Source organism: Okeania sp. (assembly GCF_035285525.1).
Classification (GTDB): domain Bacteria; phylum Cyanobacteriota; class Cyanobacteriia; order Cyanobacteriales; family Microcoleaceae; genus Trichodesmium.
The window spans coordinates 19,958-46,823 of record NZ_JAYKGW010000193.1 but is presented as its reverse complement, the minus strand read 5'-3'; the positions used below and the strand labels follow the sequence as shown (position 1 = coordinate 46,823).

Annotated in this window: 20 protein-coding genes and 1 pseudogene; 15 read left to right on the top strand and 6 right to left on the bottom strand. The window is 34.5% G+C overall.

Features of this window, described 5'->3' with window-relative positions:
- Nucleotides 1-557 precede the first annotated feature (557 nt).
- The 4 genes from VKJ25_RS18835 to VKJ25_RS18820 all read right to left on the bottom strand — a co-directional run bounded on the left by VKJ25_RS18835 (nt 558) and on the right by VKJ25_RS18820 (nt 4,216).
- Nucleotides 558-1,850 (bottom strand): glutathione S-transferase family protein, encoded by a 1,293-nt coding sequence (locus tag VKJ25_RS18835; RefSeq protein ID WP_324238177.1) that lies wholly within the window; start codon nt 1,848-1,850, stop codon nt 558-560.
- A 529-nt stretch (nt 1,851-2,379) separates the two neighbouring features.
- Nucleotides 2,380-2,895 carry a DUF3598 family protein gene (locus VKJ25_RS18830; RefSeq protein ID WP_324238176.1) on the bottom strand — a complete coding sequence of 172 codons (516 nt, stop codon included), beginning with the start codon at nt 2,893-2,895 and terminating at the stop codon, nt 2,380-2,382.
- A 17-nt stretch (nt 2,896-2,912) separates the two neighbouring features.
- A complete protein-coding gene (locus VKJ25_RS18825; RefSeq protein WP_324238175.1) occupies nt 2,913-3,167 on the bottom strand; it encodes a DUF3598 family protein in 255 nt (84 codons plus the stop codon).
- Nucleotides 3,168-3,775: 608 nt separating this feature from the next.
- Nucleotides 3,776-4,216: a peroxiredoxin gene (locus VKJ25_RS18820; RefSeq protein ID WP_324238174.1), complete on the bottom strand. Its 441-nt coding sequence runs from the start codon at nt 4,214-4,216 to the stop codon at nt 3,776-3,778.
- 454 nt (nt 4,217-4,670) lie between these two features.
- Between VKJ25_RS18820 and VKJ25_RS18815 the strand changes: the two genes are divergently transcribed.
- From VKJ25_RS18815 to chlP, 6 genes are all read left to right on the top strand, one after another.
- Nucleotides 4,671-4,850 (top strand): hypothetical protein, encoded by a 180-nt coding sequence (locus VKJ25_RS18815; RefSeq protein WP_324238173.1) that lies wholly within the window; start codon nt 4,671-4,673, stop codon nt 4,848-4,850.
- 153 nt (nt 4,851-5,003) lie between these two features.
- Complete coding sequence (locus VKJ25_RS18810) at nt 5,004-5,411, top strand: Npun_F0494 family protein (protein ID WP_324238172.1); 408 nt, start codon at nt 5,004-5,006, stop codon at nt 5,409-5,411.
- Between the two features lie 800 nt (nt 5,412-6,211).
- Nucleotides 6,212-7,693 (top strand): serine/threonine-protein kinase, encoded by a 1,482-nt coding sequence (locus VKJ25_RS18805; RefSeq protein WP_324238171.1) that lies wholly within the window; start codon nt 6,212-6,214, stop codon nt 7,691-7,693.
- Nucleotides 7,694-8,206: 513 nt separating this feature from the next.
- Nucleotides 8,207-9,682, top strand: coding sequence for a cobyric acid synthase CobQ (gene cobQ / locus VKJ25_RS18800; RefSeq protein ID WP_324238170.1), 1,476 nt, complete (start codon nt 8,207-8,209; stop codon nt 9,680-9,682).
- Nucleotides 9,683-9,927: 245 nt separating this feature from the next.
- Entirely contained in the window at nt 9,928-10,467 is a 540-nt protein-coding gene (locus VKJ25_RS18795) for a thermonuclease family protein (protein ID WP_324238169.1), read from the top strand.
- A 905-nt stretch (nt 10,468-11,372) separates the two neighbouring features.
- Nucleotides 11,373-12,593 carry a geranylgeranyl reductase gene (gene chlP / locus VKJ25_RS18790; RefSeq protein WP_324238168.1) on the top strand — a complete coding sequence of 407 codons (1,221 nt, stop codon included), beginning with the start codon at nt 11,373-11,375 and terminating at the stop codon, nt 12,591-12,593.
- A gap of 487 nt (nt 12,594-13,080) precedes the next feature.
- Here chlP and petN read toward each other — a convergent pair whose 3' ends face one another.
- Entirely contained in the window at nt 13,081-13,170 is a 90-nt protein-coding gene (petN, locus tag VKJ25_RS18785) for a cytochrome b6-f complex subunit PetN (RefSeq protein WP_324238167.1), read from the bottom strand.
- 354 nt (nt 13,171-13,524) lie between these two features.
- On the opposite strand from petN, the gene VKJ25_RS18780 reads away from it, so the two are divergent.
- On the top strand, nt 13,525-14,007 hold the full coding sequence (locus tag VKJ25_RS18780) for a hypothetical protein (RefSeq protein ID WP_324238166.1): 483 nt from the start codon (nt 13,525-13,527) through the stop codon (nt 14,005-14,007).
- Between the two features lie 247 nt (nt 14,008-14,254).
- Here VKJ25_RS18780 and VKJ25_RS18775 read toward each other — a convergent pair.
- Nucleotides 14,255-14,689, bottom strand: a pseudogene (locus VKJ25_RS18775) (ferritin-like domain-containing protein).
- A gap of 175 nt (nt 14,690-14,864) precedes the next feature.
- Between VKJ25_RS18775 and VKJ25_RS18770 the strand changes: the two are divergent.
- From VKJ25_RS18770 to VKJ25_RS18735, 8 genes are all read left to right on the top strand, one after another.
- A complete protein-coding gene (locus VKJ25_RS18770) occupies nt 14,865-15,713 on the top strand; it encodes a DUF4382 domain-containing protein (protein WP_324238165.1) in 849 nt (282 codons plus the stop codon).
- A 413-nt stretch (nt 15,714-16,126) separates the two neighbouring features.
- Nucleotides 16,127-16,624 (top strand): carboxypeptidase-like regulatory domain-containing protein, encoded by a 498-nt coding sequence (locus VKJ25_RS18765; protein WP_324238164.1) that lies wholly within the window; start codon nt 16,127-16,129, stop codon nt 16,622-16,624.
- Between the two features lie 438 nt (nt 16,625-17,062).
- On the top strand, nt 17,063-17,707 hold the full coding sequence (cbiM, locus tag VKJ25_RS18760; RefSeq protein WP_324238163.1) for a cobalt transporter CbiM: 645 nt from the start codon (nt 17,063-17,065) through the stop codon (nt 17,705-17,707).
- Nucleotides 17,708-18,812: 1,105 nt separating this feature from the next.
- Complete coding sequence (gene cbiQ / locus VKJ25_RS18755; protein ID WP_324238162.1) at nt 18,813-19,604, top strand: cobalt ECF transporter T component CbiQ; 792 nt, start codon at nt 18,813-18,815, stop codon at nt 19,602-19,604.
- Nucleotides 19,605-19,945: 341 nt separating this feature from the next.
- Nucleotides 19,946-20,680 carry an energy-coupling factor ABC transporter ATP-binding protein gene (locus VKJ25_RS18750; protein ID WP_324238161.1) on the top strand — a complete coding sequence of 245 codons (735 nt, stop codon included), beginning with the start codon at nt 19,946-19,948 and terminating at the stop codon, nt 20,678-20,680.
- A gap of 917 nt (nt 20,681-21,597) precedes the next feature.
- The gene (locus tag VKJ25_RS18745) at nt 21,598-24,516 is read left to right on the top strand and encodes an esterase-like activity of phytase family protein (RefSeq protein WP_324238160.1); all 2,919 of its coding nucleotides are present in this window, start codon (nt 21,598-21,600) and stop codon (nt 24,514-24,516) included.
- Between the two features lie 601 nt (nt 24,517-25,117).
- A complete protein-coding gene (locus tag VKJ25_RS18740; protein WP_324238159.1) occupies nt 25,118-25,840 on the top strand; it encodes a class I SAM-dependent DNA methyltransferase in 723 nt (240 codons plus the stop codon).
- An 18-nt stretch (nt 25,841-25,858) separates the two neighbouring features.
- Complete coding sequence (locus VKJ25_RS18735) at nt 25,859-26,770, top strand: class I SAM-dependent methyltransferase (RefSeq protein ID WP_324238158.1); 912 nt, start codon at nt 25,859-25,861, stop codon at nt 26,768-26,770.
- The last annotated feature ends 96 nt before the right edge of the window (nt 26,771-26,866 follow it).

The following is a 26,866-nucleotide window of genomic DNA, read 5'->3' as shown; positions in this document are numbered from 1 at the left end:
CAAGTCAACTAGATAAACCCGCCCCCAGTGATATAAGCCAACGTTTCCGGGGCGGGTTTATATAAATCCTAGAAATCTATGAAAATTTCCGATCAAACCCGCCCCTACCTATTGCACCATTTTAGATAAAACAATGCACTACTAATAGCGTTAATGCGTAAGTCCTAAAAAGGAAACAGTTGTTGAAAATTCAGGTCTGGGTAAAAATTAGCATTGTTACAGAGAAATGGTATTACAACAGATTCCATTTTGGTGAGGTACACCCCCGCGAAAAATCGCACTGAGAATATTTTCAGGACTTACACGGGAGGTACTATATGTAGAGTTGAAAAACTATTGTACAATAGTTTTAAGCACTATATCTAGAGTCGCTCCGTAAGTCCTGATTTTATTATTAAATCTGTACTTCTGATGCTTGGAATCTGCTGTATCAGCGATCGCAGGACTCGATCGGAATCACTACTAAAGATTTCCAGAAATAAAAATTCAATCAATCATCGTACAGAAATTATCAATTCTTTCTTCTTATTTACCTCCATACCTATTGCCTCTTTTCTTTAGTAAATACAAGATAACATTGTATCAATTGCTGTTTGCAAAGCAACCGCAGAATTTGCACTCATATCACGAGGTACGCAAACTCTATTTCTCAGAAAAGCGAGAGCGATCGCTCCTACAGCAGCATCAGCATTAGTTTTCTCTTTAAATTCATTTTGTGGTTCAGTTTTAGCATTAACTGAGCTATCAGAAAATAATGGTATACTTCCCTCAATTAAATAATAAACTAAACGTCTTAAATAAAGGTCAATAACTGACTCAATGGTTGGTAAATTTTCCTGATTAACCCATGCTTTAATACCTGAATTTTTGACAATATCAGCAACAACAGTTTGGTAATTACTACTTAATCTCCCTGCTGCCTCCATGCGATAATCTTTTTCTTGATTAATATCTATTTTAGGTGCTAGTTTGCTGTCGTAAATAGGTTGTAAACCAAATACACTTTCCATGACCAAATTATTAGTTTGAGTATTTGGTTTTATACGTTGATAAGCTTGACGTTGGTCGATTGCCATGAGCCATTGATTAATCCGAGGAAAGCGAACATTATTATAGATAGAATACCCCCGAAATACAGGTAAATTTGCTGATAATCTTCTGAGACCAGGAGTATACATTATGTCTACTAAGCTAAATTCTGGCATAAAATAAACACCAGGATACTTTCCTAATATTTCCTCACACTCGTCTAATTTAGCCTCAAAAGTTGTTTGTAAATTTAGCAGTTGTACTTCTTTTTCCTCTGGTGTTATTTCTGTGTTCTGTTGAGAATTAAACCGAGAATTAGAGATAAAATAATATCCTGCCTTAATTAAACCATTACTGTCAAAATTTTCAATCATTTCTAAAGCTATAGACTTTTCTTGAGGTTCTTTTGGTAATAGGGGAAAACTCTCAAATTTCTGTTCTAAAGTAAGTAAAATATCTTTAGATTCATACACTAATTCTTCTGCAATTTTTACGGCAGGAACTAACCCAGTTGGCACCATATCTTTGTACCATTGTGGTTTATCTTTTAAGTTAATTAATTCAACTTCAAAAGGGATTTGTTTTTCTTCTAAAACTAACCAAACTCTTTCGCAAAAAGGACACCAACCATGAGTATCTCGATAAAACAAAACAGGAGGTTTTTCTCCTGGTTTTAGTCCTTCGAGATAACTAGATATTGTGGTAGTGCTAGGACTTTTATTTGTTCTTAATATCCATTTTGCTGTGGTATTTTTTTGAGAAATTTGTAGTAATTCTTCCCAGTTAGGAAGAGGTTTTTTATGAGAGATATTTGTTACCATTGCTAAATTTAATTTTTTGTAATTGACTGATTATATCATATAATTTAGATATAAAACTTATACAAAATTCCGATAATTACAGGACTTACGGAAAGTGACTAAGAAATTTGGTTTATTGCTGTGATATGAGTTGGGTTGAGGTAACGAAACCCAACCTACAAATACTAATTCTTTGAGTTAAGCTAGAGATTATATTAAATCCGATTAAACAGTTATAATTTCCTTAAGTCTTTAGAAGTCAGGAGTCAGGAGAAGAAAGAATGACAAAGATTAGGTAATTATGAAGATTGGAGATTTTTTTTTCAATTAAACGGATTTGATATGATTAGCGATCGCTAATATTCCAGAAAGTATATCAACATTTTTTTAGTTTAATCTTTCTGGTCAAAAGTTTCAGAAATTAACTAGATAAATTATACCAAATAGCAAATTTTATCATATTCGGATAATCCGTGAAAAAAACCTTTTACCTTTAAACATTTCTTTTCGTTCTGCCTTCTACATCCTGCCTTCCTTATTTTTTTTAAGTTTAATTTTTCTGGTCAAAAACTTCAGAAATTAACTGAATAAATTCACCATTTTGATTGTATTTCACGGTCATTCGTTTATACTTATTTTCTATCATCATTTTACCTACTACCATTTCAAATTTTTCTCCTATTTTTAGCTTTTCAGGAACATTGATAACTATACCATCAGGCAGAAAAAATGTTTTATTTTTACCAGCCGTTGGATCTAATTCCAGGTCTATTTTTTCTAATTCTTGGGAAATTTGTAAATCAGGAGTTATAGACCGTTTTTTACCTACCCAAATTCCGGATATATCTTTTAATTCTGCTCGTGGTTTTTCGTCTGGATAACTATTAAGATGTTCGCGAATTTGTGTAAATGCTGCTAACTCCCCATTCTCTTCATAAATAGAAACAACGCTAGTCCGAAAATTTTCATACCGGAAAAATAATTCACAACCAAAACGATTCCCTGATACTAATTTTGGCAGAATACCAGCATTAGCCTGCTCACCACAAGATAACGCTCTCGTCAATGGTAATCCCGGATGAATTACACCATCAGATTTATTAGCAATTTCTTTCTTAATTTGCCATTCTTTTCTTCGGTACTACCATCAACATAAGTATAAATATTGCGGTGAGTAATTACTGTTTTATCTTCATTAGCAGAAAATTTTCTGATACCTTGATGAGATTTTATAACTTCTAAATTTGCAGAATATTTAGTCCAAATACCATACCAAGCTGTTCCTTCTGGGGTATGATATCCAAATAAATTATGCCAATTTTGTTCTTGTAAATTCATAGTTAATTAATTGTTTTATTGTAAGCATTCAGCTATTTGTTATTAAATCATTATCATACTGGAGAGTACAAATTTAGAATTTAGAATTGGATAATATACTGAAAGTATTTTTAGAAAAGGCTTGCAGCACTTAAAGTTCCGAATATAAAGTTTCTGACCTTTAGATAGCTGAAAGCCTTAGTTAGTAATAATTATTGCTAAAAGTTTGTACTGTCTAGTTATCATACTATAAGGAAATTATTCACTAAGAAGAATTAAAATTCATTACTTAAATTGGCGATAACCTAACTTGAGTTATTGCTTACATAAGCTTAAAAGCTGATGGCTGTTTGGGAAGCATTTCGCAGGAAAGAAAATGCTAATAGCTGAATGCTTAAGTTTTATTTGATTATAAAAATTGTAAGTATTTCGCAGTAAATGCTTTAATAATAAGATTCAATTGATCTCAACTAATAAAGCTTTATTTTTGCTAATGTCGTTGGAAAATTCAAAATAGCGATCGCTAAAAAAATAGAGGTTTTTTCAAGCAAACCCCTACTAATTAAATAATTAAGTAACCAAGTTCAAATATAAAAAAGTTTCTTGGATACTAAACAATTAACAAAACATTATTTAGCACTAATAACGTTTAAAATATCTTGAGCATGACTAGCAGTTTTCACCTTTTCATCAACGTGAGAAATTGTTCCTTCAGCATCAATAATATAAGTAACGCGCTTAGAGTATCCACCACCTTCTACATCGTAAGCTTTAGTAATAGCACCATCAACATCTGCTAATAATTGGAATGGTAAACCATATTTCTCAGTAAATGCTTGGTGGGAAGCTTCATCATCCATACTGACACCAAGAACAACCATATCTTTGTCTTGATATTCAGCATAGTTGTCCCGGAAACTTTGAGCTTCCTTGGTGCAACCAGGAGTATCATCTTTAGGATAAAAATACATAACTACTGTTTTTCCAGCAAAATCCGATAAAGAAACAGTATTGCCATTAGTATCTTTGACTGTAAATTCAGGTGCTTTAGTGCCAACAGATAAAGCCATAGATTTCCTCCTTATAATTAAAACATTTCATTATTTTAAAATATTGTGCAATCCCTGAAAACTTTTTATTTGTGAAAAAAACAGTAGGGGTTTGGTCTCCAAACCCTCACCAAAAGATTTAGTTTAGATGTAGTGGACTGTTTCATCTAAAATGGTGCATGGGGTAGGGGCGGGTTTGATCAGAAATTTTCATGCTTACTCTAGGATTTATATAAACCCGCCCCTACGGTGTCTTTGCTAATGCACATTTTTAAAACCCGAGTACATAATTAGATGTAGGTTGGGTTTCGTTCCTCAACCCAACCAAAACAGGGCTGACGCAAAGGTAACATCTATCTATAGAGTTCAAAAACTATTGCGCAATAGTTGAGCTAGATATAGCGTCTGGTGCGTCAGTCCGATAGAACCCCTAAACGGGTCTCTAAAATTAGTTGGGGGATGGGGGAATGGGGAGATGGGGAGATGGAGAGATGGAGAGATGGGGAGATGGGGAGATGGGGAGATGGGGAGATGGGGAGATGGGGAGATGGGGGGATGGGGAGATAGTGAATATAAGGCTCTAATTCTAGCTTTTTCCCTATGTCCCCTCCTGGGAGGGGTTAGAGGTGGGTTGACTTCTGACTTACTTCTTTGACAAAAAAACACACCTTTCTTTGCAAAGATACGGTGAGGAGTTCTATAAAATATTACATTAGAGCGGGTTTAGCTAAATCTGAGGTTAAGCAGGGAAATCTCTGCTAAAACCTATAGATAATGAACAATTAATTATTTACATATAAAATTTATTATGACCTCTGTAAAATCCCCAAACTTAACTTCACTGGAATACCCAAATCCTACTAAAAAAAGAGCTGAAAGAGCGCTATTTTCTAGCCCATTTAATCTAAAGTTATTTGTAGCAATGAGTTCTCAAAGTGTGGAATTAAAATCAATAGCTGCTCATACTGGATTAAAAAATAACTACACAAATTATCTTGTATCAGAATTAGTTGCTGAAAATTATCTTTTATGGTTAATCCAAGTAGGGGTACTCAGACGAGAAGTTGATGGACAAGGAATTACTGATAGTTTTCGTCTAACCCCCCTTGGTCATCAATTAGTTAAAAAATATACTGAAAATGGAAATTTCCCAAAACCTAATGTGAGCGATCGCCTGAATAATTTTATCAATCGTTGGTTGAGATTTCCCATATAAGAGGAGTGTAGTGGTTGTGGGAGGGGTATGGGGAGCCAGAAACCCGGTTTTTTCAAAAAACCGGGTTTCTTGTATTTAGATGTGTGGGATTGCCATCTTAACCTATAGGGGGGCTAGCTAGCTTAAAGTGAAGACTCGTGAGCTTCATTAACGAGACCCACCCCTACAGAGACGGTAAAACCCGCCCTTTTTCAGTCAGGACTTACGCAAAGGTACTATATATAGAGTCAAAAAACCATTGCTTATGGGGTTTTAAGCACCATATCTAGTGTCATTGCATAAGTTCTGTCAGTTATGAGTTACCGTAGGGGTTTGGTCTCCAAACCCTAACTATTGCGTATGAGGTTGTAAGCACCATATCTAGTGTCGTTGCGTAAATCCTGATTATATAGTGGTGCGTTACGGCCGTCGCCTTTTTCCTGACGGAATGCTCCGCAAATATGTTGCGCAGCAAAACCCACCCTACTGAACTATAATCTTTATTATTAACAGGACTTACGCATTGGGAAGGAATTTTGGTTATTTTAAGATTGCTTCACTGTCGCTCCCAATGACAGAAATACCTTGCTTTGCGTAAGTCCTAATTAAGTAAGCATTCAACCATCAGCTATTACTTTTAATTTCTAATAAAAGCTTTATGATGCGGTTCCCGATCAATCAGAAATTTTATTTGACTACAAAATCCTGTTTTTAAGTCTATATTCGTTTAAATTTATTCCTTAAGGTTGAGCTTTTGATTACTAATAGCTGAGAGTTAATAGCTGTTTGCTTAAATTATTAATTATTAATTATTCATTATTATGCAGTGTCTTAACCCCGAATGTTTAACTATTAACCCCGATAATTTTCAGTTATGTCAAAAATGTGGAAATAAACTATTACTTGTAGAGCGTTATTGGGCAAAAAGTATTCTCGGAGAAGGCGGTTTTGGTCGAACTTTTTTAGCAGTAGATAAGTTTAAACCTTCTCAACCTTTTTGCGTAATTAAACAATTTCTTCCTCAAGGTCAGGGAACAAAATCTTTGACAAAAGCTGCCGAATTATTTGCACAAGAAGCAGAAAGGTTGGAGCAGTTAGGAAAGCATTCACAAATCCCGGAACTTTATGCTTATTTTTCTGTGGATAGTCGTCAATATTTAGTACAAGAATTTATTAAAGGCGAAACTTTGCAAAAAGAATTAGATAATCATGGGGTTTTTAATGAAAGTCAGATTCGAGAATTGTTAATTGACTTATTATCTGTTTTGCAATTTGTTCACAGTCATAATGTAATTCATCGGGATATTAAACCGGAGAATATTATTAGGAGAACGACAGATAAAAAGTTAGTTTTGGTTGACTTTGGAGCTGCTAAACTTATTCCTAAAAATCAGCGTCGGACTGTTACTGGAACGACTATTGGTTCCGCAGAATATTGTGCGCCGGAACAGTCTATGGGAAAGGCAAAATTAGCCAGCGATTTGTATAGTTTGGGAGTAACTTGTTTGCATTTATTGACTCACATGAGTCCGTTTGATTTGTTTGATGTAATCGAAATGGAATGGGTATGGCGAGATTGTTTAAATGGAAATTTTGTCAGTGATGATTTGGGTAAAGTTTTAGATAGTTTGGTGGAGCAAAAACCGAAGCTACGTTATCAGAAGGTTGAGGATGTTTTGGCTGATTTAGAGTTTGGTAGCTCTTCTGTTTTTGTTCCTCAAAAAATTCCAAAGTCTCCAAAAATTTCTGTTTCTCTTACTCAAAAAAATCAACAACTTCGACAAAATTTTGTTTCTATTTCTAATCATATACCTTTGGTTTCAGCTAGAGGAATGAAATATGAAAGGTTGCGTGATTTATTAGCAGCAAGAAAATGGAAAGAAGCAGACCAGGAAACTACTAATTGTATGTTGAAAGTTGCCAAACGAGAAAAGGAAGGTTGGTTAGATATTAAAAGTATAGATAATTTTCCTGGGGAAGACCTGCACACTATTGACCAACTTTGGATGAAATATAGTAATAGTAAATTTGGCTTGTCTGTACAGAAACAGATTTATCAGAATTTGGGTGGTACAAGGGAGTATAACAGAAAAATATGGGAAGCTTTTGGCGATCAAGTTGGATGGCGCAAAGGAGGAAGTTGGTTGAGATACTATGACCTGACATTTAGTCTAGACTCACATTGCATGGGGCATCTCCCGGCGGATATTCATAGGAATGGAGAAGGAAGAGGAAGGACGCGAGACATCTTTACAGCTATTGGTCTTTTCTCTCGCGCCAGACTTGTAGAGTTTAACATATAGTCGTTTCAGCCGTGTGATATTCAGTTATCAGTTATCAGTTTTTAATAACCTATTTATTGCTCATCAGATTCCAGTCTTTTCCCCTTTTGAAGATAGAAGTTATTGTCATTGCGAGGTGGTGATACAAACAGTTAACTTCTAGGATTTACTATTAATGATCGCCTCAGCAATCTCTTATATTTATAGAAAAGATTGCTTCGGGGGTGTTGGGGTGCTTCAGATAAAATAATTTCTTTTCCTTCCCCTTCCCCCTCCCCATCACAACCAACCTCTTTGTCATTGGAAAACCAGCGCCTCAGCAATCTCTTATATTTATAGAAAAGATTGCTTCGGGGGTGTTGGGGTGCTTCAGATAAAATAATTTCTTTTCCTTCCCCCTCCGAATCACAACCTCTCTTTAATTGCGAGGGGGTGATAAAAACAATACAAATGTTAGATTAATTGCTCAACTCTGGAATTAGATATGAAAATGATATGGTAGTTATTTACCAATAAATAACTGAAACTTGACACATGAAAGCAATTATGGTAGTGGGAACTACCTCTAATGCCGGAAAATCTCTAATTACTACAGCCATCTGTAGAATCTTATCCCGTCGTGGTTGGAGAGTAACCCCCTTTAAAGGACAAAATATGGCTTTAAACTCCTACGTCACATCTAATGGCGGAGAAATGGGACACGCTCAAGCAGTACAAGCATGGGCAGCAAATGTAACTCCAGCAATAGAAATGAACCCTATTTTGTTAAAGCCTCAAGGAGATATGACTTCCCAAGTTATTATCAAGGGAAAAGCCGTAGGTACAGTCGGAGCAATGAATTATTATGAGCAATATTTTGATATTGGTTGGCAGGCGATTAAAGAATGTTTAAATATTTTATCTCAAGAATTTGACGTAATAGTTTGTGAAGGAGCGGGTAGTCCTGCGGAAATAAATTTAAAGCACCGAGATTTAACAAATATGCGAGTAGCTAAATATTTGAATGCCTCTACAATTTTAGTAGTTGATATTGACAGAGGCGGTGCTTTTGCTCATATTATTGGTACATTAGAATTATTAGAACCAGAAGAAAGAAATCTAATTAAAGGAATAGTAATTAATAAATTTAGAGGACAAATATCTCTCTTAAATTTGGGTATTGAGTGGTTAGAAAAGAGAACTAATATTCCTGTCATTGGTGTAATTCCTTGGATTGATGAAGCCTTTCCGGCTGAAGATTCTTTAAGTATTTTAGAACAACGCTCTAAAAAAACTACGCCTGACATTACAATTGTTGTTATTAAATTACCCAGAATTTCTAATTTTACTGATTTTGAACCTTTAAATTCCGAACCTAATGTTAAACTTAAATATGTTAATCCTAATGATAATTTAGGTTATCCTGATGCTATAATTATTCCTGGTTCTAAAACTACTATTAATGATTTATTAGTATTACAAAAAACTGGTATGGCAGAAGCGATTAAAAATTATCAAGCTTCTGGAGGTACAGTAATAGGAATTTGTGGTGGTTTTCAAATGCTTGGTGAATCTTTAATTGACTCTCAAGGTTTAGAAGGAAGAAAAGGGGAATATAAAGGATTAGAATTATTACCTTTAAGAACTTTAATTACTCCTCAAAAAATTGCCCGTCAGCGCCAAGTTATTGCTAATTATCCTTTAGCAAATTTACCAATAACAGGTTATGAAATTCATCAAGGTAGAACTAAAGTAACAAAACCAGATATTGTTAAACCTTTATTTGATGATTATGATTTGGGTTTAGTTAATAATTCTCAGTCTATTTGGGGTAACTATTTACATGGAATTTTTGATAATGGTCCTTGGCGTCGTTCTTGGTTAAATCTTCTGCGTAAAAAACGGGGATTAGAAGGTTTACCGACTGGTATTGCTAATTATAGAGAACAACGAGAAATAATTTTAAACTCTATTGCAGATCAAGTAAATAATCACTTAGATTTAAAACCAATTTTAGGGAGTAGGGAGTAGAAAGGTAAGCATTCAGCTATTAGCTGTTAGCTATCAGCAATAAAACTCTACGTTACTTTTGAGAAATGGTAATAGAGAAGGTGGCTTTGAAGAATGGTTTATTTATTTGTCTACTAACTATAGTAGACAAATTTAAAGAACAATTACTCATTCTACTTTCTCTGTCTTTTCAAACTGTGTTTTTTTTCAGCAAGCCCTAATTAACAAACCCCAACTAATTCTATATTAAGTCCTAAAAAAAACAAATGAAAATCAAGAAAATAAGTCTGATTTTAGCTGTAATATCCTGTGGAATTTTAGTCATATTATCTCTACTAAATACTCCCCATTCTTTAGCTACCCAACCAGCAAGAATTTCTCGAATTATTGATGGAGATACTTTAGAAGTTACCATGTCACAATGTCGAATTCCTTGGGAAGGAAATTCACAATTATGTCGTCTCCAACTTGCCTGTATTGACGGACCAGATTATGGAGATAGCCCTTTTTTTGAAGCTGCGAAAAGTAGACTTGAAACCTTAATTCCTAGAAATACAATAGTATTAGTTAATGATACAGGAAAAAGCAGTCATCAACGAATAATTGCAGAAGTATTTAAAGATAATAATTCCATTAATTTACAATTGGTTAAAGAAGGAAAAGCTTCTCTCTTCTGTAAACATCTAAATAATACTTGCCCTAATTCCAAAAGTGATTACTTAAATGCTCAAAATTCTGCTAGACAAGCAGGTTTAGGTATATGGAACTCTCAACAATATTGGCAAAAAAACCAGATTTGTTATTAGAAAAATCAGAACTTAGTTTATTAATGAATAATTGATAATTAATAATTAATCTCCAGAAGTTTCAAACTTCTGGATTTTAACCAAAATTAATTAGGGTTTGCTGATTAAATATCAAAGCATTAACAGATAAATCTTAAAAGCTGTTTTAGGTCACAGAAAGTGAAAAAAAATTACTAGATTAATCTTTAAAACTCTAGATTTTTCTGAGCCAAACTAGGAAAAACCTAGAAAAATTAACACCTATAACCATTCCCCATTAACTACCTTAAGCAAGAGACTTTTCAGTAAACCCTAATTCGGGCTTGCGTATAAAAATAGAAAAGCATTTACAGATAAATATTTTAGCAACTTTAAGTAGGGAAAAAGTACCAGCTTTTAGGTCAAAAAGGTTAAAAAAGTTAGCAATAAATGCCTCACCCTGCAGAGAAAAATTAAGAGAAAATTCTTACAACTAACTCCTCTATAATATAGTTATTAAAACTAGAGCGGAATCGTTTTCAAACTCTATATATAGTAACTTTTCCTAAGTAGTGCATTATTCATTAATAAAACAGAAGAAGCAGAAACCCAGTTTCTTTGTGTAACTCCTAATAGACATCTCCTAAAATCAAAAATTCAATCAATTATCCTACAGAAATTATTAATTCTTTCTTCCTATTACCTATTACCCCCATACCTCTTTTTTGAAGATGTCTAATATTCTTTCTTCAATTTTTCCCTTAAAGCTAATCAGTGTAAAAACTTCACAAAAAATTAAACTTTGACCTCGAAATTATTCTATCAAGTATCAAAATATTAAACTCTGTTGCATTTTCTTCACATACCCTAACAAAATCCACCATCAAACCTAACTTCGTGATACCATACCCAACTTGTATATAGGAAAAATATAAAGGAGAAGACCTTTGAATTTAAGGGTTGCTGTTGTTGGTTCAGGTCCGGCAGGTTCCTCTGCTGCCGAAACTTTAGTAAAAGCAGGCATTGAAACTTATTTATTTGAACGTAAATTAGATAATGCTAAACCTTGTGGTGGAGCTATTCCTCTATGTATGGTTAGTGAGTTTGACCTACCATCAGAAATTATTGATCGCCGAGTTAGAAAAATGAAAATGATATCTCCCTCCAATGTTGAGGTAGATATCCATATCGAAAAAGAAGATGAATATATAGGTATGTGCCGTCGGGAAGTATTAGATGGCTTCTTGAGAAACCGGGCAGCTACCTTGGGAGCTAACCTAATTAATGGTACAGTTTATAAACTCGATATTCCTACTAATGATAGAGACCCCTATACTATTCATTACTCTGACCACTCAGAAGGAAGTATCCAAGGAACAGCTAAAACCCTCAAAGTAGATTTAGTTATTGGAGCAGATGGAGCCAACTCCCGTGTAGCTAAAGCTATCGAAGCTGGAGATTATAACTACGCGATCGCCTTCCAAGAACGTATTCGTCTTCCTGACCATCTCATGGAATATTATGAAGACTTAGCAGAAATGTATGTGGGCGATGATGTATCCCCAGACTTTTACGCTTGGGTATTCCCCAAATATGACCACGTTGCTGTAGGTACTGGTACAATGAAACCTAACCAGGCCAGAATTAAACAGTTACAAGCAGGTATTCGCGCTCGTGCTGCAAAACGTCTGGAAGGTGGACAAATAATTAAAGTAGAAGCTCACCCTATTCCGGAACATCCTCGTCCCCATCGGGTTCGTGGTAGAGTTGCTTTAGTAGGGGATGCTGCGGGAACTGTTACGAAATCTTCTGGTGAAGGTATTTATTTTGCAGCTAAGTCGGCTCGGATGTGTGCCGAAACTATTGTTGAGACTTCTAATAATGGTGCTATTATTCCGACTGAAGCAGATTTGAAACTTTATCTGAAGCGGTGGGATAAGAAATATGGAATGACTTACAAAGTATTGGATATTTTGCAGAGAGTATTTTATCGTTCTGATGCTACTCGCGAAGCATTTGTAGAAATGTGTGCTGATAGAGATGTACAGAAATTAACTTTTGATAGTTATTTGTATAAGACTGTTGTACCTGCTAATCCTTTAATTCAAATGAAGATTACTGCTAAAACTATTGGTAGTATGCTCCGGGGTCATGCTTTAGCACCTTAAGTAAGTTGTAGGGAGTTTGGAGAAAAAAACTCCTACAGTTGATTGCATAAATGGGTTTGGGATTTTAATACTTTTGTGGAATGGGCATCTTGCCCGTTCCTTAATATTTACTGAAAAATTCTTTTTAAGGAGATAGGAGGTAATATCAAATCCACTGGCTTTGGAGAGTAAGGTTCTACCATTATTGAGGAAAATTCTAGTTGGTAAAGGGTACGGTTCCCGAAAAATTGGAGACCAAACCCCTACAGTCTTTAATTCTACCGATACTACCGGATTTGATATAATTTTTTTGAACAAAAAATAAAGTCTCCAACCTCCATTTTCAAGGAAATGAAAAATATTCGATTCAGTATTTCAAAGGTATGACTGAAGTCAAAGGTACTTTTAAATAAAAGATGGAATAGGTATATTGCCCATCCCACCTTTAAAGTTGTTTAGTCTAACCAAACAAGGAAAAATTAAGTTTCTTAAAACCGATACCTAATTTTTAGAAACCGTTACGACCCCAAACTACCATTGAAATAGAGAATCCAAAGACAACTAAAAGGGCAACCCAACCTAATGACAAAATATCCATAACTGCTTTTAAAAAAAAAAGAAAAATTTACTCCAAACCCTATAATATTTTATTTATGGCATTTTGACTATATAAATAATTAAACATAGCAATCTGATTCCTAATTGCTAGAGAATAATAAACTGTTAAACATTTAGACTGTATATTTCTTCCTTAGTTAAAAATACAACCCTCCTTAGAGCTGATTTATAAATTTAGCTGAAATTATTATATTACCTACCTTTCAGTAGTTTGTCGCTTACTGGGCAATAACTCTCAAAACCGAAGTAGAGCCAATAATTTATCCTAATATTTACTTTATAAGTAACCTCTTAATTTCTTCTAACTTTTTACTTTTTACTTCTGACTTACTAGATGGTTATCTCTTCATCAAATTTTACCTTTGCAGAAAGAATAGAATCTCTCAAAGCAGGAACTCTTGCTGGTATCTCACTATTTTTGACTTTTGGGGCGATCGCTTTTGGCAATAACTTAATTGGCCATAGTTGGGAATCATTAGCAAATTTAGAAATTAAAACTCTAGGGTGGAACATTTTGTTTCAGGGAGCGATCGCTTTTATTAGTGGATTTCTATTTGGTGTGACTTATCGTTATATTATTCGTCAGGATAGAAACCCTCATCTTAAATCTGGAGCAGTTATGGCCTTTGGTTCTGTCAGAGGTTTGGGACAAATTGATGTGGGATTAAAATCTGGGGCCACATTTATTGATCTATGGCCTTTAATGGTATTAGGTATAGAAAGTGTAGTGGCCTTTGCTATAGTTGCTGTTATTTTAGAGTTGGCTATTAATCAAAAGTGGGTTCAGCCTTTTTCTTCTTCTCCTAATCAAAATTAATAGAGTTTGCTGAACAAGTCTTTTAGTGAAGGTAGACAATAGTTATAACCCTTAATTTTTATAAATTTTGTGAGAAAAAATCCAGAGTTTTCCAAGTTAATTTAGTAGTTTTTTGACACTTTTGTGTTATTATAGAAAGTCTTTAATCTTTGTCAGTTGCTTTGAGATTTCATTAGCAAGCCCTCAATAAATCAAAGCTGATCAGCTAATATCTGAGGGCATGAATGCTTACAATTAAATAAATTTATTAACTATAGTCGCGCCACATTTTTTTTATTTCCATATTATGTAGCTCTTCTTGAGCAATCATTGTCCGAGCATACTCTTCTGAATATATACTTGCGTTTTCTACAGTTTCTAAGAACTTTTTATAAATTCTAAAGCTTTGGCTTCATGGTTGAGACTTTCCCATAAAAGATCTGCTACTGAATGTTAATTTGTTTCTTCAATCGGAGCTACTTTTAATATAAGGATGACCTTCTAAACCTGTTAATATTTCTCCTGCTTGTTGAGCATGAAGCAAAGATTCATTAGCTTGACCTTGAAAAAATTGTACAATAGGTATTCGATTAGGTCTTGTAACCATTAAAGAATAATGAGTATAGCGCACCACACCTGCAAGTTCAAATTCCATAATAGAATTTAGTAACTTTACGGATTTTTGATTGTCAAGTTCTCTCATTTTAGGGTTTATTAAGGTTACATTTTTCTCGTTGAGAAAAACTTTTTAGCTATATAAATCTGTTGATTTTCAATTAATTTAATTTTCCTTAAATCTTCATTAATTTGGGATATTAATTTATTAAATTATTAGATAAGGTTTTATACTAGTTAGAGGATTTTTTCAATAATCAAAGATGAGAAAACTTTTCACGGTATTAACTCTAGCTCTTATCGCTCCTACTGTTCTACTAAGTAGTTGTCAAAACGAAACGAGTCAAGTTCAGACTAATCAAAACCAAACTCAGACAAATGAAAAAACTCCAGGCACTCTTCAGATACGCGCCAATGGAGAAGACTTTGTGAGAAAAGGTTTTGTAACTAAAGATGGATGGACTATAGCATTTGATAAACTATATGTCAACCTAGCAGAAGTAACTGCTTACCAAACAGACCCATCCTACAAAGCTGAAACAGGAGAAAAACCAGAAGCTACAGAAAAAGTAATTGTTACTGAAACTAAAACAATAGATTTGGCAGAGGGAAACGAAACAGCAGAAACTATCTTGGTCAGCCAAATATCCGCACCTCCTGGCCACTACAATGCTATCTCTTGGAAAATGCCCAAAGCTATTGATGGTCCAGTCAAAGATTACTCCTTATTAATGACTGGTACAGGTACTAAAAATGGTCAGACTATACCTTTTACTATCAAGATTGACCAAGAATTAGAATTTACCTGTGGAGATTTTATTGGGGATGAACGTAAAGGTATTCTGCTACCTGGAGAAACTGCCGAGTTAGAAGCTACTTTCCACTTTGACCATCTTTTCGGCGATAATAGTGTCGCCCCAGATGAAGAAATTAATACAGGAGCATTAGGTTTTGCTCCTCTAGTAGCGATCGCTACCGCAGGAAAAGTTGATGTAGATATGGCTCAGTTAAAAAATCAACTTTCTCCTGCTGACTACCAAAAATTTATGGGAATTTTACCAAGTTTGGGTCATGTGGGCGAAGGTCATTGCCATGAATCAGTAATAAAGTGATGGGGTATTTCAGTTATTAGTTATTAGTACCTCATGGAGTCAGGAGCCTTGAAATACGGCATCTTATTTTTTTTATCCTCATCTGACTTTAATAATTTAACTTCTAACTTGTGACTTGTGACTTGTGACTTCTGATTTCTGATGAAACTATAACGTTATAGTTTGGAGATTTTACAGGACTTAGGTCAATGTACTATATATGGAGTAAAAAAACCATTGTGCAATAGTTAAAGGTAGCGATCGCTTCACTTTAATAATTTAACTTCTGACTTCTGACTTCTGAATACTGACTCCTGGTAGATTTATTTTAGCAATTCAGGATTTTCTATAAAATAAACCCCATTCTACAAGAAATCATTTCACAATATAAAGAATTGCAAAATTGTTGAAGTGACCATGAATAGAGGTAAGGTATGAAATGGCAATTCGTTATTCCTTTAATATTTTTATCTGTACTGAGCTTGCACCGGAAAACGAGCGCTCATGGAGTAAAAATTCAACATCAAATTACTCCAGCAATCCAGATTAATGCTACTTATGATAGTGGTACTCCTTTAGCGAATGCAACAGTAACAGTTTATGCTCCTAATGTTCCGAATAAACCTTGGTTAAAAGGCACAACAGATGAGAAAGGAAACTTTATTTTTTCCCCTGATTCTTCTCAGTCTGGATATTGGGAAATTAAAGTACGTCAAGCTGGTCATGGCGAGTTAGTTAGTGTGCCTTTTCAAGTAGATAAGTCTCAAAATTCTGATAGTCAAAAAATCAGCAATAGTAACTATTATTTAGCAAGTACATCTAATGAATATAATCCACTACAAAAAGGATTAATGATCGGTTGTGTTATGTGGGGATTTATAGGCACTGGTTTATTTTTCTGGCGATTTAAAACTCAAGATCAACCACAATAAGTAATTAATAATGGATAATTAATAATGAGTAGTTAAGAATAAAAACTATCTCTAATTATCAATTATTTATTCGGAACGAGAGGCTTTAAACCTCTTGATATTAATTAGGTTTTTTGAGATTTAATCAGCAAAGCCTAATTAGGGCTTGCTGAAAAAGTATTATGAGTAACAGTAGGATTCAGGAGTCAGGAGAAATGAGAATTATAGAGGAGGTAGCAGGAAAAATCGTCCTTTAATTTTTCTACCATAGTTAGCCTAAAATTCTAATTTTTTTATTTTTCGGGAACCGTACTTTCAAGACTTAAAAGCTGGCAGTTTTTAGAGATTTAAAAATGCTGATTTTTTATCTTGAAAGGCTTTAGTATTTATTCAGTAAACCTTAATTATCCATTATTAATTATTAATTATTATCAATTAGTCTAATTTTCAATTTTTACAATGCATATTTCAGAAGGCATTCTACCAGCTCAACTTTGTATTAGTGGCTATGGAATTACCTCTTTAGTTACTTGGCGTTCTCTACGCGAAATTAATCGTTTACCAAATCCTCAAGCAAGTATTCCCAAAGCTTCTTTATTAACAGCAGCCTTTTTTGTTGCTTCTAGTATTCATATTCCTATTCCGCCAGTTAGCATTCATTTAGTGTTGAATGGATTGTTAGGAACTGTATTAGGTTATTATGCTTTTCCAGCAATATTAATTGGTTTATTTTTTCAGGGAATAATGTTTGGACATGGTGGCTTAACTACTTTAGGAATTAATGCTTTAATTATGGGAATACCCGCAATTGTAGCTTATCAAATATTTCAATTACGTCATGTTTTTGGAAAAGGAATTAGGGAAAATTTATCAATGCTAATTTTTGCTTTTATTGCTGGAGCTAGTGCAATAGGAGTATCTAGTTTAATATTTTTTAGCATAATAATTACAAATCTTCCCTCTGGGTTTAATAGTTCATTTGAACAAACAGCTATTTATGGATTAATGATTGCTCATATTCCTTTGATGGGAATAGAAGGAATTTTAACTGCAATGGTTATCAGTTTTTTGCATCGAGTTATGCCAGAACTTTTACCTTCTTAAACATCTTGTGCAACTTGTCCTAAATTTCGTAAGTTAGGAGGTTCTGAAAATAACCTTTTTAGCCCTATGTTCAGCAATTAACAATGAAAAATAATTAATAATTACCCCTTCTTAAAGATAAGGGGATTGACTAAAAGGAAAATTTTTTATTTATCCCCTAGGATAGGGGAAGCTTCAAGGCGCGAATTATTGAATGAATAATTATTGACTATAAACTCTTGATTATTAATTATTAACTATTAATTATTAATTGTTTGGTAATCAGCCATTATATTTTCGTAGAAAGTTGTACACAAGGTTTCTTAAGGTAAGCAGTCAGCAGTCAGCATTTAGCGGTCAGCTATTGGTTTCAATTTTAGATAAAAGCTTTATTATACGGTTCCCAATAAATCAGAAACTTTATCTGACTACAAAATTCAGTTTTCACTTTCTTTATTCGTTTAAATCTCCTCCTGAAAGTTGAGGTTTTTATTGCTGTTTTTGTCTAAGAGCCTACATGAAAAGCTGTGGGAGATGCAAAGGGGATCATTCCGTCAGGAAAAAGCGGTCGAGGGATGAGGAGGTTTCCTCCCCATATCGAATCGACAAAGATAGCGCAGCTCTGACCCTGGAGGCTAGCTGAAAGCTAATAGCTGAATGCTGACTTCTTAAGTATTAATTATCGCAGCACTTTCCATTTTTATGAAGTATAAAACTTTAGGTTTAAGGGAATAGAAAAGAAGAAAAACAACTGTACTTTAGAACTTTGCAAATTGCTATAATTAGAGTCTGCTGAAAAAGTCTTTTATTCTAGGGAGGGAGCCAGAATCCTGCAATCCTGCAATCCAGAATCCGTATGGGAATGAGAATTATAGAAGAGTAGGGACGCCCTTATGCAACGTCCATAGAGAATATCAATCAGAGTGATTTTCTCCCCTATATTGCCCAAAATCTTAGAAAACATGATTTTTCGGGAACCGTACCGAAATTACCTAAAAGCTGGTACTTTATTAGTACCTGCAAAGCTTGAAAACTTTACCTGTCAATGCTTTTATGTTTAATCAGCAAGCCCTAATTATTAATTATCGATTATTAATTATTAATTATTCATTATCCATTTGTAGTTATGAAGTTTGCTCTAGACCAGTATGCTAATTTAAACTCCCCAATACATCAATGGGATGTGAGATATAAACTGATTGGTTTAATCACATTAATGTTTGCCTTTGCGACAATTAATAATTGGTATTTAATACCATTGATGGTCTTAGTAACTCTAATACTTTATAGAATTTCTAAATTGCCTTTATCATTTTTAGTAAGTCGTTTACGTTATCCAGGATTTTTTTTACTTGGGGTAATTATTTTATTGCCTTTTCTTTCTGGTCAAACAATTATTTGGCAATGGGGATTTTTGACAATTCGCCAAGAAGGTTGTCTAGCAGTTATATTAATTGTTAGTCGTTTTTTTGCTATTATAACTACTGGTCTCGTTTTATTTGGTACAAGTTCGTTTTTAACAACCGTAAAAGGAATAAGAAATTTAGGAATTTCTCCTATTATTACCGATATGTTGCTATTATCTTATCGTTATATTTTTGAATTATCTCATCAACTTAATATGATGTTCAAAGCTACTAAATTAAGAGGTTTTCAAAGAAGCAAAATTAGTTGGAGAAATTTATCAATTTATGCTGCTCTTACTGGTAGTCTTTTAGTCCGAAGCTATCAACAAGCAGAGCGAGTTTATCAAGCAATGTTATTGCGTGGTTATGGTAATACAGTAGTCAATCAAGAAAATCAGTTTATATATTCTATTTCTAGAAATGGTATTCAATTTGACTCTGATTTAATATATCTATTTCTGGCTCTAATAATTTCTGTTAGTTTAATTGTGACAGAATTATTTGTTTTATAGTAGTAAAAAACAGGTAATAGTTAGAAAAACATTTACTAGCCTAAGATTCATCATCAGTCTATTTCCTATTGCCTATTGCCTATTCCCTATTTTCTGGAGAAGTTTACTACTCCCGTAAGCATTCAGCTATTAGCTGTCAGCTAGCCTCCTGGGTCAGAGCTGCGCTAACAGCAATAAAACTCAGCTTTTATAGTAAGCTATAGTTTCGTGTTAATTAATAAAACTGTTACCTCAAACCAATTAAGTTAGCTCAATTAATAAAGGTTTATATCGAAAACTAAAGACAATAGCTGATAGCTGAATGCTTGCCTACTCCCTACTCCCTACTCCCTAAAAAACAAATGCAAGAGGAAAAATTAAAAGCTGGAATCTATGTCAAAGATTTATTATTTCAATATGCACAAAATGAACCTATTTTAGATAATCTTTCATTAATAATTAAACCAGGAGAAAGAGTTGCTTTATTAGGACCTACTGGTACAGGTAAAAGCACCTTTATGGAAACTTTAGTAGGCTTAAAAAAACCCTTATCTGGTGAAGTTTGGATTCAAGGAATTTTGTTACAAGAAAAAACTTTATCTGAAGTACGTCGTCAGATAGGTTTTTGTTTCCAAAATCCTGACGACCAATTATTTATGCCTACTATTTTAGAAGATATAACTTTTGGTCCTCTTAACTATGGTTTATCACCAGAAAATGCCACAGAAATTGCTGAAAATTTGTTAGTAAGATTTGGTTTAGAAAAATATGCAAATCGTTCAGTTTATGAACTTTCAGGAGGTCAAAAAAAATTAGCAGCTTTAGCAGCAGTTTTAGCATTAAAACCAGATATTTTAATATTAGATGAACCAACAAATGGTTTAGATCCTCTATGGAGACGTAACTTAGCTGAAATTATCTTAAGATTACCAGTTAAAATTATTTTAATTGCTTCCCACGATCTACACTGGGTTAGCAAAGTAACTGAACGTGGTTTGATTTTGCAGTCTGGTCAAATTAAAGTAGATAATTCTATGCAAAATATTATTCAAGATACTTCAACTCTTGAATATTATGGTTTACCTATTGATTATTAAAAGAAGGAATAAGAAAGAAATTAGAAGGGAGAAATTAGAAGTAGAAAGGAAGATTAATAATTGAATTTTATCTAGCTCTAGAAGAAAATGAGTTATGTATAGCAATCTTTAAATTTGTGCAAAAAAATGTAGGGATTTGGTCTCTAAACTCAAACCCTATCCCATTAATTTTAAACAGCTATCTCTATCATTTTCCCCTTTTTTGAAATAATATTTACTCCTTCTTCCTCCTTCTTATTTCTGAAATTTCTTTTTTGTTTCTTAATAAAGAAGTATGGCATAATATTTAATAATCTCCTCATTTTGAAAGTAATCTCCGTACTTTTGTTTTGCTGTTTCTATACAAAATTCATAATCTCCGATGACTCATCAATATAATTAGCGATCGCCTTTTTTTTGCTCTTGTTTTATCTGATTAAAATGCCGAAAACCTGATTCTGGCATAACTGTAGTTTTTGAACTTATCTTAGGAATGAGAATTAAATAATATCCACAAAAATTGGCTATAAGTACCGCACTAAAATGCTCCTGTGCAGGAAATATGGAAGTTAATAAATTTTCATTCCTTAATATCTTTTCCTACTAGATGAACTACTTTATATTTTTAGGAATTTGCTGCAACTATTTTTTTAAACTTACTTAACCTAAATTAAATCTTATCTTAACCTGTTCTAAACATTAACTTAATATTCATCTAATACTATATCCAAGGAATTATTGAAAATTTCCCAACAAATCAAAACTACAAAAGTCAATCAGACATTTGAGTAGATTTGTATTTTCAACTTAGATTAATTCCTAACACCTGATTAGGAAATAGATGGAGTCATATCTTTATGTCTTCAAAAACAATCTTTCTATATAGAAAGTGAATCTAAGGAATTTCTGTAAACTTACAAGGGTGAGAAAAAAATAAAATGCCAGAATTAGTAGGATTTGCCGTATTACCAGCAGATACCTTTGCAGAGGGTCCATCATCTGGAAACTTTATCGAAACAGACAATAGGGAAGTGCCATTTGACGATCAACCAGTCCAAGGTTTTAGCGCCGTTCAATTTGCTCCTGATAGCGAAGATGGCAGCACTTTTTGGTTCTTGTCTGACAACGGTTTTGGCGCTCAAAGCAATAGTCCTGATTATCTACTCAGACTATATCAAGTAGACCCAGACTTTGCTGGAACAGAAGATGGTGATACTAGCGTTGAAATTCAAGGATTCGTTCAACTAGCAGACCCAAATAATCTCATACCTTTTGATATTATCAACGAAACAGGCGATCGCTTCCTAACTGGAGCAGACTTTGATATCGAGTCATTTGTTATAGCTAATAATGGCGATATTTGGATCGGAGAAGAATTTGGCCCTTATATCTTACACTTCGATAGTGAAGGAACTTTACTAGAAGCTCCCATTGCTACACCAAACCCAGAATTTCAATTCAATACCCTCAACGGTCAAGTTCCTTTAGTTGTTGGACACAGGGGTGCAAGTGGAGAACTACCCGAACACACCCTCGAAGCTTACCAACTAGCCATCGAGCAAGGTGCAGACTTTATCGAACCAGACTTAGTAACCACATCCGACGGTTTTCTTATTGCTCGTCACGAACCACTATTAGATGATACAACTAACGTTGCTGAAGTATTCGGTCCGGAGCGTCAAAGCACCAAAAATCTTGACGGTGCAGAAACAACTGGTTACTTTGCAGAAGACTTCACCCTAGAAGAAATCAAACAACTACGCGCTGTTCAACCTCGTGACTTCCGCGACCAATCTTTCAACGGTCAGTTTGAAATTCCTACTCTTGAAGAAATCATCGAACTGGTTCAAACCGCAGAAGCAGATACAGGAGTTGAAGTTGGTATCTATCCAGAAACCAAACACCCCACATTTTTTGACCTACAGGATTTATCCTTAGAAGAACCTCTAATTCAAACCCTGCAAGATACAGGTTTCACAGACCCCGACCGCATTTTCATCCAGTCTTTTGAAATCGAGAATCTATTGGATTTACAAAACAATATCATGCCAGAGGCTGGTATTGATATTCCTTTAGTACAACTTTTCGGAGATGTAGAAGGAGCATTTATTAACGACAACGGCGGCGGTTTTTCCGTTCCTTACGATATCGTTTATAACTTCAGCGATGATGAAAATGCCGATCCTAGTATTTACGACGGCTTCCCCATCGAGTTCACTGCTGAGACCAACTACGGCGATCTAGCAAATGCAAATGTTATTGACTACATCGGTGAAAACTATGCCGAAGGTCTAGGCCCTTGGAAAAATAGCTTCGTGCTACGAGAATCTTTAGATGAACCAGTTGATGGCAATGGCGATGGTGTTGCTGAAATTGGTTCACAATTGACTGGTGAGATCCGACCTTATATTGAATGGGCGCACGATGCAGGAATGCAAATTCATCCTTATACCTTGCGTAATGAAGAGCGGTATCTAGTTTTAGATGAATCTGGCAACCCTCAAACTCCAGAAGCAGAGTTCGAGCAGTTAATTAATTTAGGGGTTGATGGTTTCTTTACTGATTTCCCAGAAACAGGTCGAAATGTAGTTGACCAAATCACATCTGATGAAGTTCGTTCTCCTCAAAACCCAAATGTAGAAGCAGGCAAGTCTAACCTATCTGGTTCCCGTGGTTATGAAGGTATGGCATTCAGTCCAGATCGCGAAACTTTCTATCCTTTATTAGAAGGTGCAGTTGTCGGCGATCCAAATAATGCTCTCAGACTTTATGAGTTCGAGCCTGCTTCTAGTTCTTTCAACAACTTAATCGGTTTCTATCCTACTGATGTCGCTGGTCATCCAATTGGTGACTTTACTCCTATCAATAACACTGAGTTTTTAGTTATTGAACGGGATAACAATCAAGGAGAAGATGCTGGGTTCAAGAAAATCTTCAAGATTGACATTTCTGACATTGATGCTCAAGGTTTTGTTGCCAAAGAAGAAGTTGTTGACTTACTAAATATTCCAGACCCCGATGACCTCAATGGTGATGGTGAAAATACCTTTACCTTCCCGTTTGTAACTATTGAAGATGTGTTAGTTTTAGATGAAGATACAATTCTAGTTGCTAACGACAACAACTATCCTTTCTCCATTGGCCGCGGACCAGACATTGATAATAACGAAATTATCCAAATAGATCTAGACGAGCCTCTAAACCTAGACCCAAGATTAGGAGTGGCTGCTGGTGAAGTGTTTGAAGGTACTGATGATGCAGAGCGTCTCAATGGTACAGGTGAAAACGATCTCATTAAAGGTTTTGATGGTAATGACACCTTAGTAGGTGGTGCTGGTAACGATCAAATAATTGGCAACCGTGGCAGTGACTCTTTGTACGGTAAGAATGGTAACGATGAACTTCAAGGTCGTCAAGGTAACGATCGCCTATTTGGTGGTGCTGGCAATGATATGTTGAAAGGTGGTCAAGGTCGAGATCGCATCAATGGTGGTGCTGGTGACGATACTTTAACTGGTGGAGCAAGTATTGACCGCTTTATCTTCAATAGTAATGATGAATTTAATGTTGATGATTTCGGTGTTGATACTATCAATGATTTCCGAGACAACGATTTGATTCTTTTAGATAAGTCAACCTTCACTGGACTTGATAGTGATGCTGGAATAGGTTTCAGTGTTAACAGTGATTTTGACATCGTGAACAACAATGGTGCTGTTGGTGGTTCTGATGCTGCAATTGTTTACAGTCAAGTTTCTGGAGGTCTATTTTACAATGTAGGTGGCGATCCTACTCGCTTTGTTACCCTGGCTGGTGCGCCTACTATTACTGAGGATAACTTCCAAATTAGAAATTAGGAAGTAGATTTGTAAAGTATAGCAATCTCGGCACTTAGGCAACTAAACTCAGAAACCCGGTTTCTTGTAGAAACCGGGTTTCTTTGCGTCAGTCCTAAATATGTGTGAAATTATTCGTGGAAAAAAAATATAGGGGTTCGGAAACCAAACCCAAGGGCAAAGGCTTTTGAAAACAAAACTCTTACCATCAAATCTTACGACTAATTTAGTATTGCTATAGTAGACTAACACATCTAAAATTTGGTATTACTATAGATGCGGGATGATTTTAATAGTTTTGTGGAACAGGTATCCTGCCTGTTTCTATTCCTTCTAGGATATTATAGAACCCATATGGTATCTTGGCCAAAGAAAAAGGAGTCAGGAATCAAGAATTCGAGAAACTAAATGATAGGGAAAAAAGTATAAAAATATCCCCATATTTACCTAAAATTTCCCCATCTCCCTATCTCCCCAGCTAACTTTATAGATATCAAATGGCTTCTATAGCTCTTGAGTTGCCTAATTAATTAATTAATGGGCACTTCCCGTCTGGGAAGTCAAAAATCTTAGGCTCCCATATTTTTGACAACACTTACTAACACTAATCAGGAGACAATTAATGACTGTATATGATAGCATCAATGATGCTTATGACTTGGTATATACTGATGTCCATGAAAAAGTTCCCTTTGTTGTTGATATTTTGCAGAAGTATCAAAGACAGGAAATTTTAGAACTTGGCTGTGGTTCAGGTTTATTTACTATTCCTCTAAAGCAGCAGGGATTCAATATCGAGGGGTTGGAAATTAGCCCTGAGATGATCAAAGTCACTCAGAAAAAAGAAGCTGACTTAAAATTGCATCAAGGAGATATGCGCTCCTTCAATCTCCCAAAAAGTTTTGATGCTATTTTAATTTTAAGTTCTACCTTGACTTTATTGCAAAACCAACAGGAAATGAATCAGTGTTTGTCCTGTAGCTATGAACATTTAAAAACAGGGGGAATTCTGTTTCTAGAATTACCCAATCATCGCGTAGAAATTGAGAAAAGTAATCTAACCCAAGAAACTTATGCTAACGAAGATAGCTCAATTGTTGTGGTGACTCAAAGTTTAAAAATAGAAAATTTTTGGCGAGAATATTGGTATATTTTCCGCCAGAGTTTGGGGGAATTTCAAAAAGATGAAATCACCTGTGATGAATTCCTATATTCTCCTACTTTATTATTAGAAGATATCCCAAAAACTGGATTTGAAATTGTCGAAACCTACGGCGATCTTTTGGGTAATCCTTTTGATGAAAATCAATCTTGGAGAAGAGTATTAATTTGTCAAAAAACTTAGAAAAAAGATGGTGATTCTATGAAACTAGATAACTTTTATTGGCTAATGTATAAAGGGGTAATTCCCAATAGTAAACTGTCTGAACTTGAAGCTTTTTTACTGAAATTTATCTATCCAATTGCTAGTTGGTCAATTAAACAAATTATCAGACAAGAAAAAACTCGATCTTTGATTGAAAGGTTACAAAAAACCGTGCCTGATATTTCAGCACAAGAAACTCACTATACTTATAAAGGAGTTATTGAAGAGAAAGAAAGAGCGGTTCAAGCTTTTCAATGTCAAATGCTCCTTGAGATAATGTCAAAAGCATCATTTCAAGACCAAGAAATTTTTACCCTTGTTGATATTGGTGATTCATCGGGAACTCATTGTCTCTATTTTTCTGAATTACTGAAAGACAAGGTTAAGAAAATAGAAACCATTAGCGTTAATTTAGATCCTAAAGCAATTGAAAAAATCAAAAGTAGAGGATTAAAAGCAATTTTATGTCGTGCAGAAGACTTAGATTTAGGAAGCCAAAGCACCGATCTATTTACTTCTTTTCAGATGCTAGAACATTTACACGATCCCGTGATGTTTTTGCGTCGCTTGGCAAAAAAGTCGAAAGGTAATTACCTGTTTGTAACTGTTCCTTACTTTGAAAAAAGTCGTGTCGGACTACATCGAATCAGAAACGACGTCAAAGAACCAGTTTCTGCTGAAGAAACACACATTTTTGAACTCAGTCCTGAAGATTGGAATTTGTTATTTATACATTCTGGCTGGAAGCCTGTTTTTTCTAAAAAACATTATCATTATCCCAGGAATTGGCCGGTTGTTAGTCTGTTCTTGAAATACTTTTGGAGAATTCTTGACTTTGAGGGTAATTGGGGGATCTTTTTGGAAAAAGATTTGGAAATATCAAACTATTACCAAGATTGGGACGAATGATTTTTCAATTAATTAGAAACTTAGATAAATTATGTTTGTAATCCTAAAAGCTTTTTATAACTTTCTCTAACCAGCTAGGCTATATACTATGGTATC

Excerpts from the sequence above, each read along its gene's own strand:
- VKJ25_RS18810 (WP_324238172.1), top strand. The coding sequence starts at position 5,004 with ATGACCTCTGTAAAATCCCCAAACTTAACTTCACTGGAATACCCAAAT.
- VKJ25_RS18735 (WP_324238158.1), top strand. The coding sequence starts at position 25,859 with ATGAAACTAGATAACTTTTATTGGCTAATGTATAAAGGGGTAATTCCC.
- VKJ25_RS18815 (WP_324238173.1), top strand. The coding sequence starts at position 4,671 with ATGGGGAGATGGAGAGATGGAGAGATGGGGAGATGGGGAGATGGGGAG.
- petN (WP_324238167.1), bottom strand. The coding sequence starts at position 13,170 with ATGGATATTTTGTCATTAGGTTGGGTTGCCCTTTTAGTTGTCTTTGGA.
- cbiM (WP_324238163.1), top strand. The coding sequence starts at position 17,063 with ATGCATATTTCAGAAGGCATTCTACCAGCTCAACTTTGTATTAGTGGC.
- VKJ25_RS18770 (WP_324238165.1), top strand. The coding sequence starts at position 14,865 with ATGAGAAAACTTTTCACGGTATTAACTCTAGCTCTTATCGCTCCTACT.
- VKJ25_RS18750 (WP_324238161.1), top strand. The coding sequence starts at position 19,946 with ATGCAAGAGGAAAAATTAAAAGCTGGAATCTATGTCAAAGATTTATTA.
- cobQ (WP_324238170.1), top strand. The coding sequence starts at position 8,207 with ATGAAAGCAATTATGGTAGTGGGAACTACCTCTAATGCCGGAAAATCT.
- VKJ25_RS18740 (WP_324238159.1), top strand. The coding sequence starts at position 25,118 with ATGACTGTATATGATAGCATCAATGATGCTTATGACTTGGTATATACT.
- VKJ25_RS18835 (WP_324238177.1), bottom strand. The coding sequence starts at position 1,850 with ATGGTAACAAATATCTCTCATAAAAAACCTCTTCCTAACTGGGAAGAA.
- VKJ25_RS18780 (WP_324238166.1), top strand. The coding sequence starts at position 13,525 with ATGGTTATCTCTTCATCAAATTTTACCTTTGCAGAAAGAATAGAATCT.
- VKJ25_RS18820 (WP_324238174.1), bottom strand. The coding sequence starts at position 4,216 with ATGGCTTTATCTGTTGGCACTAAAGCACCTGAATTTACAGTCAAAGAT.
- VKJ25_RS18745 (WP_324238160.1), top strand. The coding sequence starts at position 21,598 with ATGCCAGAATTAGTAGGATTTGCCGTATTACCAGCAGATACCTTTGCA.
- cbiQ (WP_324238162.1), top strand. The coding sequence starts at position 18,813 with ATGAAGTTTGCTCTAGACCAGTATGCTAATTTAAACTCCCCAATACAT.
- VKJ25_RS18795 (WP_324238169.1), top strand. The coding sequence starts at position 9,928 with ATGAAAATCAAGAAAATAAGTCTGATTTTAGCTGTAATATCCTGTGGA.
- VKJ25_RS18765 (WP_324238164.1), top strand. The coding sequence starts at position 16,127 with ATGAAATGGCAATTCGTTATTCCTTTAATATTTTTATCTGTACTGAGC.
- VKJ25_RS18805 (WP_324238171.1), top strand. The coding sequence starts at position 6,212 with ATGCAGTGTCTTAACCCCGAATGTTTAACTATTAACCCCGATAATTTT.
- VKJ25_RS18825 (WP_324238175.1), bottom strand. The coding sequence starts at position 3,167 with ATGAATTTACAAGAACAAAATTGGCATAATTTATTTGGATATCATACC.